This is a genomic window from Bacteriovorax sp. Seq25_V, from assembly GCF_000447795.1.
In the GTDB taxonomy this organism is placed as follows: domain Bacteria; phylum Bdellovibrionota; class Bacteriovoracia; order Bacteriovoracales; family Bacteriovoracaceae; genus Halobacteriovorax_A.
On sequence record NZ_AUNI01000004.1, the window covers coordinates 1 to 14,720 of the forward strand.

Genomic DNA, 14,720 nt, shown 5'->3' on the forward strand with positions numbered 1-14,720 from the left:
TTAGCTACTTTTTTAGTTGCTTTCTTAGCTACTTTTTTAGTTGCTTTTTTAGCTACTTTTTTAGTTGCTTTCTTAGCTACTTTTTTAGTTGCTTTCTTAGCTACTTTCTTTGTTGCTTTCTTAGCTACTTTTTTTGTAGCTTTTTTTGCTGTCTTCTTAGCGGCTGCTTTTTTTACTGCCATGACATCCTCCTGGTTTTTTTCAATACTTATTCATAGGATAAACAACATTTTATTTCTGTGCAAACAAAAAAATAAAAATTTTATGCCTTTCCTAATTCTTTTTAAGTTTTTCTCTTATTCCCCCAGTTCGGAAAAAATTAAATTTTCCTTTAAAAAAATTTAAACTTTTTCTTTTTCAACCGACCCCTAAAGCTTCCATAACCTCAAAGCAAAAACTTCAAAAACCAATATCCATCGATGTTTCAACGTTCACCCACACTAAAAAAAAAGACAAAAAAAAAGTAACTTTTTTTTCTCCAAAAACTAAAAAAGCCCCTCTTCGGAGGGGCTTTTGTTCTAAAAGTCGTGGTTAATTTTTTATTAATTTTTTAATGAACTTTTTCTTTAGCGGCCGTTAATTCAAGGGATACATCATTGCCTACTTTTTTAACTAAAACCTTCCCACCCTTGGTCAATTTTCCAAATAAAACCTCAGACGAAAGTGGCGTCTTCAGCTTCTGGTCGATGATTCGAGCGATTGGTCGAGCTCCCATCTTCTCATCAAAACCAGTTTCGGCAAGCCACTTTTTAGCCTCATACTCAACTTCGAGCTCTACATTTTTTAAAGTTAATTGATGTTCGAGTCTCGAAAGGAACTTTTCTACAATTTTTATGACAAATTCTGTGCCAAGTTTATTAAAATGGACAATTTGATCTAAGCGATTCCTAAATTCAGGGGAAAAAAAGTTCTTTATCGTCTTATCTCTCTTTGAAATATTGCTATCAACCTTACTTCCAAGACCAATACTTCCCGTATCCATCTCTTTAGCGCCAGCATTTGTTGTCATAATTATGACTGTATTTCTAAAATCAGTTACTCTTCCCTGCGAATCAGTAAGCTTTCCATGATCTAAAACTTGTAAAAGAATGTTAAAAAGGTCCGGATGTGCCTTCTCAATCTCATCAAGAAGCACAACACAATGAGGGTTTTTCTTAACCGCATCTGTTAAAGTCCCCCCTTGGTCATAACCAACATAACCCGGAGGCGCACCAATAAGTTTAGAAATGGCATGCTTTTCCATAAACTCAGACATATCGAATCTTTCAACATGACAACCAAGTTCACTTGCAAGTTGCCTTGCAAGTTCAGTCTTCCCTACCCCAGTTGGGCCAGCAAAAAGGAAACTAGCGATTGGTTTATCTTCATTTCCAAGACCTGACTTAGACATAATGATCGATTGAGTGACGAGATCTACCGCATGGTCTTGTCCATAAATCAGAAGTTTAAGGTTCTCATTTAGATTTTTAATCTTATCTTTCTCAGTTGTTTCCACAGTAATCTTTGGAATATTGGCCATTTTAGCCACAACAACTTCAATATCTTTCTTAGAAATCGACGACTTTCTCTTGCTCTGAGTTCTAATTCTATTAAGAGCACCGGCCTCGTCGATAGCATCAATTGATTTATCTGGATTGTGTCTGTCTGTTAGATATCTTGCAGTTAGGTCAACCGCAGCTCTTAAAACAGAATCAGATATCTTAATTTCATGAAATTGTTCAAATTTAGAACGAAGTCCTTTCAAGATATGGAAGGTATCATCTAAAGATGGCTCATCCACATCAACTTTTTGAAATCTTCTATTAAATGCGGGGTCTTTTTCGATAAATTTTCTATGCTCACCATATGTCGTACTACCGATACATCTTAAAGTTCCATTACTAAGAGCTGGCTTTAAAAGATTAGAGGCATCCATTGAACCACCTGTTGTCGCCCCTGCTCCCATCACCGTATGCATTTCATCAATAAAAAGGATGGTGTTCTCTCCGGCATCATTCATTTCTTGAAGTTCTTTGATCACACCCTTAAGTCTCTGCTCAAAGTCCCCGCGATATTTTGCTCCCGCAACAAGCGAGGCCATATCAAGGGCAAAGACTTGAGTATCAAAGAGAATCTCTGGAACATTTCTTTCATTAATTCTTCTTGCAAGACCTTCGACGATCGCAGTCTTTCCAACCCCTGCCTCCCCAACGAGAAGAGGATTGTTCTTTCTTCGCCGACAAAGGACCTGAACGATTCTTTCCACTTCTTCTTCTCTTCCCACAAGAGGGTCAATTTTATTTTCGAGAGCAAGTTTATTAAGATTTTGAGAGTACTTATCAAGGAATGTTGTCTTCTTAGTAGGAATATCCTCACTTTCAAAGTCATCATTACCAAGTCGCTCAACATTATCTTGTTCAACAGCACTTTCTGGAGCATCAATACCATGAGAAATTGCTCTCACGATATCAAATCTCTCGATTCCTTGTTTTTGAATTGTATAAAGAGCGAAACTCTCCTTCTCTTGGAAAAGAGCGACTAAAAGATTAACTCCTTTAATATGTCTTTTTCCCGCAGACTGAACATGAATTGCAGCGCGCTGAATTACTCTTTGCAGTGCTAATGAGATTTCTGGTTGGTATTCAATTCCATTTTCCTTAGCAAGAGATCTAAGTTCATCATTAACAAATTGTCTTTTAGAGAGATCTTCAATCTGCTCTGAGCTCAAAATGCTAAAGTTTGATTCATCACTAATAAACTCTTCAAGATCTCTTCTCATCTCAGATACCTCTGCCCCACAATGAGTTAAGATATCCACAACCTGCTCGTCACCGAGCATAGCAAGAAGAACATTTTCAAGAGTGAGGTATTCGTGCTTTAATCCGTTAGCGCGACGAATTGCCTCATTAATAATTGTTTCTAGTTTTTTTGACATCATAATTTTTTGTTTCCTATTCTGGCTCCATAGTACAAAGCAGTGGATGGCCATTTTGTTTAGCTTCGAGTGAAACTTTCTTCATTTTACTCTCTGCAACTTCGTAGGAGAAAATTCCGCAAACTCCACGACCTTCGTTATGAACTAAGAGCATAATGGCATATGCCTCCTCTTGATTCTTTCCAAAGATTTTCTCTAATACATAAATCACAAACTCCATCGTGGTGTAGTCATCGTTATGTAAAAGAACTTTATAACGTGGCGGGCGCTTTAACTTTTTACGCGTAATAACACCTAGTTCACCGTCGCTTTCTTCATCTCCAGTACTTAAGATGGGATTAAAGCTTTTCATGTCAAGAGCTTGTAGATTAATTTTCACTTCCATATTAAATTATCTCCTTTAAGTATTATCTCTCTGTACCTGATAGTTTACAAGGGCCGGGAATTAGACAAAATCTTATGATATACTCATAATATGTAAATAAGTATACGAAACATTGGACAATTCATGGGATTTTTTGACCTTTTTATACATGCTGAAAAGAAAGAGTTTATTAATAAGATTCACCAAAAGCTAAGTACTGACTTCTCACATCTTGATGATAATAAGTTAGTTATTTTGGCATGCCTTTCTGGCCTCTTGGCCCGAGTCGCCTATGTTGACTTTAACGTAAGTGACGAAGAGAAGGAACATATAAAGAAATCACTCATTGAGTGTATGAAATTAACTGACCCAGAGGCTGAAATTGTTACTAAGATTGCAGTTGATGAGATGAAAGAGCTTTATGGACTTGATTCCCGTATTTACTGTACACCGTTAAATAATATATTAAACAACGACGCAAAATACACAATTCTCGAATTACTCTTTGCCGTTGCAGCCAGTGATGGGAATGTTGATAATGAAGAATCTAATGAGATTAGCTACATTGCGAAATCTCTTCTTCTTGAAAAGAAGTATTTTCTAGCTGCTCAGGCTGGGGTTAAAGATTTTCTTGGTATTTTGAAAAAAGATTAAGCGGAACTAAATTCCGCCCTTCCCTAGACCAATTGGTAAATTGAAATTAAATCCCAGAAGATAGTCACGGGCCCTGGTTTGTCCAAAAACCAGAGACAATTTTTGAAGATACTTATTTTCGATAAATACTGGTGAGAAATTTGGATAGAGATTAACTTTATACCTCATATTCTCTCCACTATTTAAAAGCACAGACGCGACAAGCTCATCATTTCTTTCAAAATAATAACCAATAACAAATCTTCCTTTCTGCTTTAATGGATTTGTCAAAGCGATTCCCGCAAGTAACGAGTGCGTCCTCTCTCCTTGATACATTGAAAGTCCACCCATATTTTGCATACCGGTGTGAATAATAGGCGCATAATTTGAGAATTTTAAAAACTCAGGACGATAGATGTAATTAAGTCCAGGATTGAATACATTGTCTGTACTCACATCCCAAATAGGTTGTCCATGCCATGCTCTCATTCCAAGATCTTGAGTTAGAAATTCGATCCATTCATGCTTTGTGCTTAAAACAAAACCCAGAACATCAAAAACGTACAAATCAGCAATATGATCGTGACTTGTAATCTCCTCATGTGAAGTCTCAAGAGCTTCATTTCCAAGATGTGTCGCGTAGGTCGTAAGAAGAGTCCAAAGTGGAGCTATAGGATAATTATAATACTCAAAATATTGTGTTAACCAATAGGAGTCATAACTCGCCCCCATTGTGTGTAATCCGATATTTGGAATAACTCGCGAAGATAAAAACTCATCACGAAAGAACTTTCCATAACCACCATCACGTCGAATAGACTTATCAGGATTTTTTATTCGATTGTAAACTTCTTGATGTTTTCTTCTATAATCATCTTGCTGGAACCACTCTGGATTTTGAATAACATCAAATGAACCATTAAAATAATATTTTACAGGAAAGAAGAAACCATCTCTTTTCTCATTAAAGATTTGAACCTTATCTGTGCCATAAGATGAAGTTTGTAAAAAAATGGTGATACAAATAAAAACTATTTTAAAAGACATGGATTATTAACTGCATTAGCATAAATTACTGGTATAAACTCGGAAACCTTAGCCCTCCCAGGGGCAAATGGCAACGGAAAAGACATTGGATATTGAAAGGTCGCCGAACGATAATTATCCTTTACCCAGTAATACCACTCTCTACCTCTTTTATCCCTCAACCAGGGCCTAAGATTTTCAAATTCTAGTTTAGTGGGATAACGATTATTCTTATCACAAAACCTCTTAAGCTCTATTTGAATATCGATAGCATCATCAACCATCATAATATCTTCAACCAAAACTTTTGAGGCCATTAGAGTAAGGACAATCGCTAGAATGATAAAATAAAGCTTCATTATAGCTCGATGATAATTCTTCCAAATTTTTCATCAAATTTTATGAGAAAAGAATCTGTCTCAAGCTCTCTATCTATTTTTTCGTCTATCTCAAAGTCGATAATGACAAGTTCTTTTCCTTCATCAAAGTAATTAAAACAAAGACCAGTGCTTCCACTTTGAAGAGGCATTTGCACGACTTCACCACTGCCAATTCTTGGGTCAATCCAATTAAAGTGTGACCCGATTGTTTCTCGGTTAGCATTACTTGTATGGACTTCAATATGAGAAGTCGCACCAAGTGGAGATAGCATTGAGTACTTTGCAATCTGCCCGCCCCATTCTTTATACCAAAGATCTGAGTACTCACTTCCCCATGTTGAGAGAAAATCTCCGTCATGTAGTCTACAAATATTAATCATCGTATCCTCTTCAGGAAGCGAAACATTCTCTAAGCTCTTTCCTTCATTTGAAGAATTAATCAGATCGATAAAATTACCTCTAAATTCTTTTAAGCAAGAAAGACTAATTCCTACTTTTTTTGCTTCTCCACAAACCCTAGGGTCCAAAAATTCAACAAAAAAACCATTCTTTAAATAAATATAAAAGCCACCCCATGGCATCTCCGGATCATCACTTTCGCCATGAACGAAGATCTCTTCTGGTAATAAATTTTTGAAATATTTGAAAGCATCTTTGTAAGCCGCTTCTGAAGGTTTGATATAAATATGATCGAGATAAACACTCATTAAAACTCCTTTGATGATCTTACTCTTCGGTCATAAAAAAAGAATGCACAGAATATTTCAAAAAAGTTTAAAGAAGAGAAAAAAATTGCTAATAAGCGACCATTTTTATACAATAATTCAAATTATTATTTATTTACAAGGAAGTAGATCAATGAAAGAGACACACACAGACAACTCTTTAGATGATTTTGAAAAAAAGATTAAAGCAAAAATCAATTTTCAAAATATGCTCGATAGAAATATCAAGAAGAATGAAAATACACCAGTTTCAGATCTTATTAGATCAACAACACAAACTGTGCTACCAAAAGATGAATTTAACTCCCAACAGAATAAGATTGATACAAGTGCAGTAACAGAGAAACTTGATCGTCTAGAAGGTCTGGTACAATCTCTTATTATCAATCAGCAAACAATGAAGAGTCTTATTCCTGAAAATATTCCAAGTAATGATAAATCTCTTGAAGTGGATCAGTTAAAAGAAGTAATTGTTAAAAGTAATGAGAATCAAAAAAAATTAATTTTGAATTCTCTAATTATTTTATCAATTGTTTCTGTCACAACGGCGTATATACTTTCTAACACCAATAAAAAGAGTAGAGAATTAGTCGTCACTCCAGCGCCAATAGCAAAGGTTGTTGAGACGCCAACATATATCACAACGAAATATTTAAACATGCGAACAATTGCTAGTACTAAAGGAGAGATTCAACTTGTAATACCTCCGAATTCACGTATTAAAATCATCGAAGAAAAAGGTGATTGGAAATTAATTAACTTTAAAGATTACGTGAAAAACACAGAGTATAAAGGTTGGGTTTACGGAGAAAACTTAAAGAAAATATAAGCTAATTTCCTATTGCACATTTTCCAAATACCGTTAAAATTCTCGTATCAATAAAAACTGAGGAGATTAAAATGAAAAAGATTTTTGCAACAATTGCATTATTAGCTACAACATCTACATTTGCAGCTCACGGGCCAGCAGGTTGTGGTCTTGGTTCTGTTCTTTTCGAAGGTAAAGAAGGACTAGTGTTTAATGTTCTTGCTGCTACTTTCAACGGTACTTCAGGTAACCAAACTTTTGGTATGTCTACAGGTACTCTTGGATGTGAAGATGCTAAAAGTGCACAAGTTTCTGCTGTTTCTTTCATCGAAAACAACCTAACAGCACTTTCAACAGACATTTCTAGAGGAGAAGGTCAAACTCTTGATGCTTACTTAACTCTAATTAATGCTCCAAAAGCAAACAAAATGGAACTAAAGAAAAACTACAAAACAATTTTCTCTGGTGACATGGCAGCAAAAGATATTCACACAAGAATTTCTACACTAATCCAAATGTAATCAATTGGCCCTAGTAATAGGGCCTTTTTTAAAATGCTTAAAATTTTATCTACACTTATATTTCTCTCAACTCCTGTTTCAGCAAGTCAATTTGATGATCAGTGGCTTAAACTCCTGAGATACCAGAAATCAATCTTTGGTTCATACGAAAGCCAGGCTGATAATAGTGAATTTTTTCTTTCTCCTGATGGGAAAAAATTCCCAGATGCCGAATTTCAGGCAACAAAAGAAAGTATGATGATCTCAAAGATATCTGAGAGTCATACAATTTGCCTCTTCCCAGCAAGAGCAACTTATGTCAGTAAAAAATTAAAAATGAAACTTCCTTTCAGTCCTCTTGAATGTAAGAAGACTAAGGATTTATTTAATAAGATCAATCTCGATTCAGTTTCTCTCGTGTTTAGTTCTTACTTTATCGAAAAGCCGGCATCGGCTTTTGGTCACACTTTCTTAAAGCTTAGAAGTAAAGACTCTAAAGATGAAAACAATGATTACCTTGATTACGGGGTAGATTACTCAGCTCAAGTCACAACATTAAACCCTATCATGTATGGTGTTCTAGGTATCTTTGGGGGGTTCTACGGGAAATTTTCTTTGATGCCATATTATGTGAAGATCAAAGAGTATAACGACATGGAGTCCCGAGATCTTTGGACATTTAAAATTAATCTTAATGAAGATGAAAAGAAGCAATTTATATATCATCTTCTTGAAATGAATCGCGCGAAGTTTGATTATTTCTATTTTAAAGAAAATTGCTCATACCATGTGCTAGCTCTTCTTGATGCGATTAAGCCAGGAGCAAATCTTATTGAAAAATTAAGCTTCTTTGTTCCACCCATAGATACCCTACATGCTATAAAAAAAGCCGAGATCATTGATGAAGTTAGAATTCGTCCTTCAAAATATCAGACACTCCTAAAGCGAATTGAAACTATCCCAAGTTCACTTCGAGGTCTTTATCAAGACTCGATTGAAAAAGAATCTGTCTCCGATTTAAAAGTTTATGAAGCTTTATCAGAACAGGACAAAGTGGACCTCTTAGATTTTTTAACTGAACTCATCGACTTTAATAATGCCGAGACTCTCGCCTCTTCACAAAATGAGGGTTATAAAAATATTGTAAAAAAGAAACTGGCACTAAACCTTAAAAGAAGTGAAATTAATACATCATCTAAAGCTCTCGATTTTAGCAATATTGTAAAGTATGACTCTCCCCTCGAAGCACATAACTCAAAGAGAATCAGAGTTGGTTATGCAAGAAATGAACAGCTAGACAGTAATAATCTAAATTTTGAATTTCGCTTTGCTCTCCATGATTATCTTGAGGATAAAGTTGGTTACATACCTTACGCGACTTCTGAGCTTTTTAATATGAAACTTACTTACCTTGATAAGAACCAGAAGCTACGTCTTGATAAAATTGATTTCGTGAATGTCGAGGCGATTAGACCAAAGTCAATCATTTCAAATAAACTAAGTTGGCGTTTCACACTCTCTCTTGAATCAGATCAATATGCACTTAAAAACCGTTATTCACAGAATATGAATATCGCTCTTGGTAAGAGTTTCATCTTTAAAGAAGTTACAACCTCGCTATTTGTAAAATCAGATAATAGCTATGATCTTAAAGTCGGCCGCTATATTCCAACTATTGGTCCTAACTTCCTACTCGTTACCAACAATAGCTTCCTCAATCTTTCGATCGACTTAAGCTACATGTATGACATTAAAGATACGCAAGAGTTCTCTTTAAATCTTAAGACAAGGGCTCGTATACCAGTGTCAAAACAGTCACAAATAGCCTTAATCTTTGAAAAAAACGCAGAGATAAAGCCAATATATTCAATTGGTTACCAATTAAACTTCTAAAGCTCCCTTGACTTCCTCTCCTTAGCACCCATCTTACATTTTTAACCAATCCACTCTGGAGGAGTGATGTTTTCAATTTTATTGCTACTTTTTACTGTAATACCAGCGCTCGAAATATACCTACTATTTAATATTGGTGCTCAAATTGGTGGTTTAAATACCTTATTTATTGTTCTATTCACTGGTTTCACTGGAGCCTACCTCGCTAAGAGTCAAGGCCTTCAGATCCTATCTCGCATTCAAGAGGACCTCTCTCGCGGAGCGGTTCCTGCGAATGAGTTTATCCATGGCTTACTTGTTTTTGGCGGTGGTCTACTTTTATTAACTCCAGGATTCCTAACTGACATTATGGGAATCGCCATGGTTTTTCCTGTAACAAGAATAATGATTGCTCACTTCTTCAAATCGTATTTTGAAAGAGCTATTCAGTCAGGAAATGTTCAGTTTTATAGCTTTTCATCTGGAACAAGGAATCAGCAAGAATCGCCTGGGCCAAACCGTCAAGTTGGGCCTGATACTTACGAGGCAGAATTCAAAAAAAAATAGTTTCAACCGATTAGTATCCTATGGAACATACTGACGAAAAATCACAAGAGGTCCACTTTAGGATCTTAAATGCTGTAACGAAACTTGAAGTCTCAAAAGGTCATCTGGGTTGGAAAATTTCAGATATCGCAAAAGAAGCTGATGTTACAAGAAGCCTTGTTTATTATTACTTGGGCAAAGATAAGCAGGTCATTCTAAGTGAGGCCGTGAAATTTATGCTAGAAAAGATTTTCAATCTCTTCGAAGATGAGCCTGTCCAAGTGCAATATCGTATCAAAATAGCACTTCAAGAAATAAAGAGAATGCCTTATCTTTTGGTTCTATTTATATTAAATAGAAAACAAGATAACTTCATTGGAGAGATTATCCGAGTCGGAGAAGAACGCCTCTTCTCCCTGCTACAAAGGCTCTATCCAGCAATGAAGCCAAATGATATTTTAAAAATATACTTGCTAGAATTGGGGGCGGCCATGTATGGTGACCTTACCGAAGCGCAAGTGGAAGAGTTCTTCCCTGAATAACCAAATATAACAAAAAGAGATAAAATGATTTCGTTCAACGATATATTAGAAGCTAGAGAGCGCATAAAAAAACAAATTATCAAAACACCCACGACATATTCTTCAACGTTAAGTTCAATGGTTAAATGTAATGTATATTTAAAACTAGAGAATCTTCAGTTAACTGGAGCGTATAAAGTTCGTGGAGCACTTAATCGTTTAGAGAAATTAAGTGACAAAGAAAAAGAAAATGGAGTCATTGCATCAAGTGCAGGAAACCATGCTCAAGGTGTAGCGCTAGCTGCAAAGAAGCTTGGTATCAAAGCAACTATCGTAATGCCAGAGACAACTCCCCTTTCCAAAATACAAGGAACAAAGAAATTCGGTGCAGAAGTTATTTTACATGGAAATGTTTATGACGAAGCTTATGAAAAAGCTAGAGAACTGCAAAAAGATGGTGGTAAAACTTTCATCCATCCATTCAATGACCATGACATTATTGCAGGTCAGGGAACTATCGGTCTTGAAGTATTTGAAGAAATCGAAGATATCGATATTGTCGTGATACCAATTGGTGGAGGTGGTCTCATCTCAGGTTGTGCACTTGCGCTAAAAACTTTAAAGCCTACGATTAGAATCATTGGCGTTGAAGCAACACAAATGCCGGCCATGAAAACGAGTATTGAAAATGGAAAAATCACAACTATCAGCAAAGCGAAGACTATCGCAGATGGAATTGCTGTCACAACGATTAAAGAGAATACTTTTGAAATGGTTCAAAAGTATGTCGATGAGATTGTAACAGTTTCAGAGGCTGAAATTGCCCATGCTATCATGATGCTACTTGAAGTGGAGAAAGTTTTAACAGAAGGAGCAGGAGCTTGTGCTTTTGCCGCATTGGCCTCGGGAAAAATCGCCGATATCAAATCAAAAAATGTTGGGATCATTGTTTCTGGAGGAAACCTCGACCTGAACTTTCTATCAAAAGTAATTGAAAGAGGCCTAACTGCTGATGGGAGAAGATGTAATCTTAAGATTGTTGTTCCCGACTCTCCAGGAGTTATCGCAGATATAACCAAAACAATTGCAAAACACGGTGCAAATATTCTTGAAATTCACCACAATAGAAACTTTGCCAATACACACCTAGGTGAAACTACTGTAAACTTCTCTCTAGAGACAAAAGGTCATCAGCATATCGAAGAGATCATCGAATCCCTTCGAACTAGTGAATACAAATTAACGAGAGAATAATGCCATCTATAATCGAGAAACTATATAAAGGAAGTTCATTTCTTGAACTGACGAAAGAAAATGAGAGTAGACTCCCGTCTGAAAAAGATATTCGTAAAAATTACACATTAGAGATTCTTGGAACAGGTCTTTTAAAAATTATTCCAAACAATGTTGATAGCAGTCATGCCTATATCATCTCAACAGCAATTCATGGTAACGAGACAGCTCCGATTGAAATTGTTGATGGTATTTTAAAAGATTTCTTTAAAGGTTCTCTTCAGATTTGTGCACCGACACTTTTTATCTTCGGTTCACCAAAATCTATGAATATTCAAAAGCGCTTTGTTGACTTTAATTTAAATAGGCTTTTTGCAGGAGCCTGGAGGAATACTAAGCCTTGTTATGAGACAACTCGAGCAGAAGAGCTTGAAAAGGTTTGTTACGACTTTCGAAATGAATTTAATAAACATCAACTTGCACATTATGATCTGCACACAGCAATCAAACCTTCCAAGCATGAAAAATTTGCGATCTATCCATTTGCAATAGAAAGGGCAAAGGTGTCTGAGACACAGATTGCCTTCATGGAAGATCTTGGTTGTGAGGCGGTTCTCTTTTCTAAATCAAAATCCACAACTTTCTCATGTTTCAGTGCCAATGAGCTAAGAGCTGAAAGTTTCACAGTAGAGCTTGGAAAAGTATGGCCCTTTGGAAAGAACCCCACAGAAAATTTTAAAAAAGCTGATGACACACTAAGATCACTTCTTTCTGGACACTATGTTACAAGAGAGAAGCCGAGTGAATCACTTATCAAGTACGATGTTCATTCATCAATCATTAAGCAGGGTAGTAACTTCAAGTTTCTGTACACAAAAGATGTCGATAACTTTGAAAGCTTTGCTAAAGACACCCCTCTTTATGAAGATAATGGTAAAATATATAAAACTGAAGAAGATGAGCTCGCTCTAATTTTTCCAAATACAGACGTGGAAATTGGACAAAGAGCTGGACTACTTCTTAGAAGGAGAAGAAATGACTAAGAAAATTACAATCGTTGTTGCAAGTGATGGAAAGAATCTCGATCTTGCAAATCAAATAACTAAAGATGCAAAAGTTGATAATGTTGAATTCAATATTATTAGATTAAGCCAGTACTCTCTTCCTCTTTACACAAATGATGAAGAGCAGGCCAATGGAATTCCACAAGCAGCAAAAGACCTCTATTCAGAACTTAAGCCAAGCCATGGTTACATCTTTATTGCTCCAGAGTACAATGGTTCAGTTCCACCTATCTTCATTAACTCTATTGCTTGGGTAAGTAGAAGTGGTAACGAAGACTGGAGAGAGGTTTTTAATGAAAAACCAGCAATTATTGCTACTCATAGTGGAGGTGGAGGAATCCACGTTCTAGAAGCAATGCAAAGCCAACTTTCATTTATTGGAGTGAATGTTATCGCAAGAAAGCTTCACACGACTTACTCTAAACCACTTAATCTAGATAGCTTAGATGCGGCGATGAGACAATTAGTCCAGTATGCAAGTCTCGGATAAAATAGACGATAAGAAATTTGACTGTAAGAGGTTTCCACTGAACCTCTTGCATCTTCTACAAAATAGTTCCTGTACAATACCAGAGACCGGCTGGCAGCCAATCTACTTTTCAAATGAAAAATCTATTCTCCCTAGCTTCATCAAAGGTCACAGTTATGGAGATTATATATTTGATTGGGCCTGGGCTGATTTATACAATCGCCTAGGAATGGATTATTATCCTAAAATGGTCCACTCCCTACCCTTCACGCCTATAAACGCTCCAAAGTTCCCACTGGGAATTGATATAGAGTTACTAGAAGCTTCGATCGCTTTCTATACGACTCAGTCTATAAATTCTCATCACTTTCTATTTATCGATCGTCAACTAGCGGCACTACTTGAAAGTTATGGCTATAAAACCCAAAAGACGATTCAGTATCATTTTTATAATATGTATAAATCTTTTGAAGATTATCTAAATAATCTCAAAGCACGAAAGCGAAAACAAATAAAAAAAGAAATTAAAGCAATTGATAAATATAATATTGATTTTGAGCTTATTTCGGGTTCTAACCTTTCAAAAGAACTTGCAAACGACTGCTATCAACTTTACCTGAGTACGATATCAAAAAAACGTGCTATCCCTTACCTAAAAGAAGATTTCTTTCTAGGCTTAAAAGATTCCCTAGGTGATAATTTTCTAGTTCTATTTGCTAAGAAGGATAATAAAAATATCGCCATGAGTACATTCTTTAAAACCGACAAGACTCTCTATGGTCGCTACTGGGGAATTGATGCGAATATACAAGACATCCCTCTACTGCATTTCTATATGTGTTATTATTTTGGAATTGAATACACTATTAAGCATAAGTTAGAGCTTTTCGAAGCAGGGGCCCAAGGAGAGCAAAAACTAATTAGAGGCTTTACACCCGTTGAAATCCTAAGCTCACATCATCTTAAAGAAGATAGAGCTAGAGAGATCATTTTTAACCACATCGATCAGCAAAATGAAGAAGTCCTGAGCTCAATAGAAGAGCTCAAGAACTATTTACCTTACAAGATTACTCCCTAGGGTCAGTTTCGATGTAGATATCTTTTACAGACTGAGTCTTATAGAAATTTGATATTTGTGAATATTTATCAAGATCAAAAATGTTGCGAAACTTGATCCAGTCAATTAAACAGTACAACCAAATCGAGCGAATTGATAAGTCGCTATCGTATGAGCTGATATCTTTCTCAACCTCTGCAAAACAGTCCTCGACTCTCTTTACATGGTTCATCGCAAACTTTGTCTTCCATTCAGGATCATCACCGAAGAATTTTAACTGAAATAAATGAACAGCAGAATCATTAATTTCATCAATCATTTTTAACTTCATTTTATCTTGGATTGAAAGTGTCTCACCAATACTCGCAAGTAAATATTCTGCAATGATTAAAGAATCGAAAATAACAGAATCACCATCAATAAGTAACGGTACTCTTCTAATTGAGCTTAGAGAACTGACTCTTTGAACGCCTTCAGGAGATCTAGTATCAAGTACTTCAAAGTCACATTTAAAATCTTTTAATTCGTTAATAACCCTAATGCGTCTAACAAACGGAGATGTTTTGGATCCAATTAATTTCATCTATTCCTCCAATAATTAAATACCA

General features: G+C 35.9%; 17 protein-coding genes. 10 read left to right on the forward strand and 7 right to left on the reverse strand.

Features of this window, described 5'->3' with window-relative positions; all coding sequences use genetic code 11:
* The 3 genes from M900_RS00390 to clpS all read right to left on the reverse strand — a co-directional run.
* Positions 1–182: hypothetical protein (locus M900_RS00390; RefSeq protein WP_021272918.1), on the reverse strand; the 182-nt coding region annotated here is incomplete at its 3' end.
* A 368-nt stretch (positions 183–550) separates the two neighbouring features.
* Positions 551–2,914, reverse strand: coding sequence for an ATP-dependent Clp protease ATP-binding subunit ClpA (gene clpA / locus M900_RS00395; protein ID WP_232422275.1), 2,364 nt, complete (start codon positions 2,912–2,914; stop codon positions 551–553).
* Between the two features lie 16 nt (positions 2,915–2,930).
* Positions 2,931–3,299: an ATP-dependent Clp protease adapter ClpS gene (clpS, locus tag M900_RS00400; RefSeq protein ID WP_021272882.1), complete on the reverse strand. Its 369-nt coding sequence runs from the start codon at positions 3,297–3,299 to the stop codon at positions 2,931–2,933.
* Positions 3,300–3,422: 123 nt separating this feature from the next.
* Here clpS and M900_RS00405 point away from each other — a divergent pair, with 123 nt between their 5' ends.
* The gene (locus M900_RS00405) at positions 3,423–3,932 is read left to right on the forward strand and encodes a TerB family tellurite resistance protein (RefSeq protein ID WP_021272877.1); all 510 of its coding nucleotides are present in this window, start codon (positions 3,423–3,425) and stop codon (positions 3,930–3,932) included.
* 6 nt (positions 3,933–3,938) lie between these two features.
* Here M900_RS00405 and M900_RS00410 read toward each other — a convergent pair whose 3' ends face one another.
* From M900_RS00410 to M900_RS00420, 3 genes are read right to left on the reverse strand one after another with little or no spacing between them, the layout of a single operon-like run.
* A complete protein-coding gene (locus M900_RS00410; RefSeq protein WP_021272901.1) occupies positions 3,939–4,958 on the reverse strand; it encodes a hypothetical protein in 1,020 nt (339 codons plus the stop codon).
* Positions 4,943–5,296: a hypothetical protein gene (locus M900_RS00415; protein ID WP_021272910.1), complete on the reverse strand. Its 354-nt coding sequence runs from the start codon at positions 5,294–5,296 to the stop codon at positions 4,943–4,945. Before M900_RS00415 ends, M900_RS00410 begins: the two co-directional genes overlap by 16 nt.
* Positions 5,296–6,024: a hypothetical protein gene (locus M900_RS00420; protein ID WP_021272886.1), complete on the reverse strand. Its 729-nt coding sequence runs from the start codon at positions 6,022–6,024 to the stop codon at positions 5,296–5,298. The genes M900_RS00415 and M900_RS00420 overlap by 1 nt, the downstream gene beginning before the upstream one ends.
* 151 nt (positions 6,025–6,175) lie before the next feature.
* On the opposite strand from M900_RS00420, the gene M900_RS00425 reads away from it, so the two are divergent.
* The 9 genes from M900_RS00425 (at position 6,176) to M900_RS00465 (ending at position 14,133) form a co-directional block, all read left to right on the forward strand.
* Positions 6,176–6,871 carry an SH3 domain-containing protein gene (locus M900_RS00425; RefSeq protein ID WP_021272892.1) on the forward strand — a complete coding sequence of 232 codons (696 nt, stop codon included), beginning with the start codon at positions 6,176–6,178 and terminating at the stop codon, positions 6,869–6,871.
* Positions 6,872–6,942: 71 nt separating this feature from the next.
* Entirely contained in the window at positions 6,943–7,371 is a 429-nt protein-coding gene (locus M900_RS00430; protein WP_021272897.1) for a DUF3015 family protein, read from the forward strand.
* Positions 7,372–7,404: 33 nt separating this feature from the next.
* Positions 7,405–9,243, forward strand: a complete 1,839-nt coding sequence (locus tag M900_RS00435; protein ID WP_021272902.1) for a DUF4105 domain-containing protein — start codon at positions 7,405–7,407, stop codon at positions 9,241–9,243.
* Positions 9,244–9,309: 66 nt separating this feature from the next.
* Positions 9,310–9,789, forward strand: a complete 480-nt coding sequence (locus M900_RS00440) for an FxsA family protein (RefSeq protein ID WP_021272903.1) — start codon at positions 9,310–9,312, stop codon at positions 9,787–9,789.
* 20 nt (positions 9,790–9,809) lie between these two features.
* Positions 9,810–10,310 carry a TetR/AcrR family transcriptional regulator gene (locus tag M900_RS00445; RefSeq protein ID WP_021272885.1) on the forward strand — a complete coding sequence of 167 codons (501 nt, stop codon included), beginning with the start codon at positions 9,810–9,812 and terminating at the stop codon, positions 10,308–10,310.
* A gap of 24 nt (positions 10,311–10,334) precedes the next feature.
* Entirely contained in the window at positions 10,335–11,543 is a 1,209-nt protein-coding gene (gene ilvA / locus M900_RS00450; RefSeq protein ID WP_021272909.1) for a threonine ammonia-lyase, read from the forward strand.
* Positions 11,543–12,565 carry a succinylglutamate desuccinylase gene (gene astE, locus M900_RS00455; protein ID WP_021272871.1) on the forward strand — a complete coding sequence of 341 codons (1,023 nt, stop codon included), beginning with the start codon at positions 11,543–11,545 and terminating at the stop codon, positions 12,563–12,565. Before ilvA ends, astE begins: the two co-directional genes overlap by 1 nt.
* Positions 12,558–13,076, forward strand: coding sequence for an NADPH-dependent FMN reductase (locus M900_RS00460; RefSeq protein WP_021272875.1), 519 nt, complete (start codon positions 12,558–12,560; stop codon positions 13,074–13,076). The genes astE and M900_RS00460 overlap by 8 nt, the downstream gene beginning before the upstream one ends.
* Positions 13,060–14,133 carry a peptidogalycan biosysnthesis protein gene (locus M900_RS00465; RefSeq protein ID WP_021272898.1) on the forward strand — a complete coding sequence of 358 codons (1,074 nt, stop codon included), beginning with the start codon at positions 13,060–13,062 and terminating at the stop codon, positions 14,131–14,133. The genes M900_RS00460 and M900_RS00465 overlap by 17 nt, the downstream gene beginning before the upstream one ends.
* Here the strand turns inward: M900_RS00465 and M900_RS00470 are convergent.
* Positions 14,123–14,695, reverse strand: coding sequence for a glutathione S-transferase family protein (locus tag M900_RS00470; protein ID WP_021272874.1), 573 nt, complete (start codon positions 14,693–14,695; stop codon positions 14,123–14,125). The genes M900_RS00465 and M900_RS00470 overlap by 11 nt on opposite strands.
* Positions 14,696–14,720 lie beyond the last annotated feature (25 nt).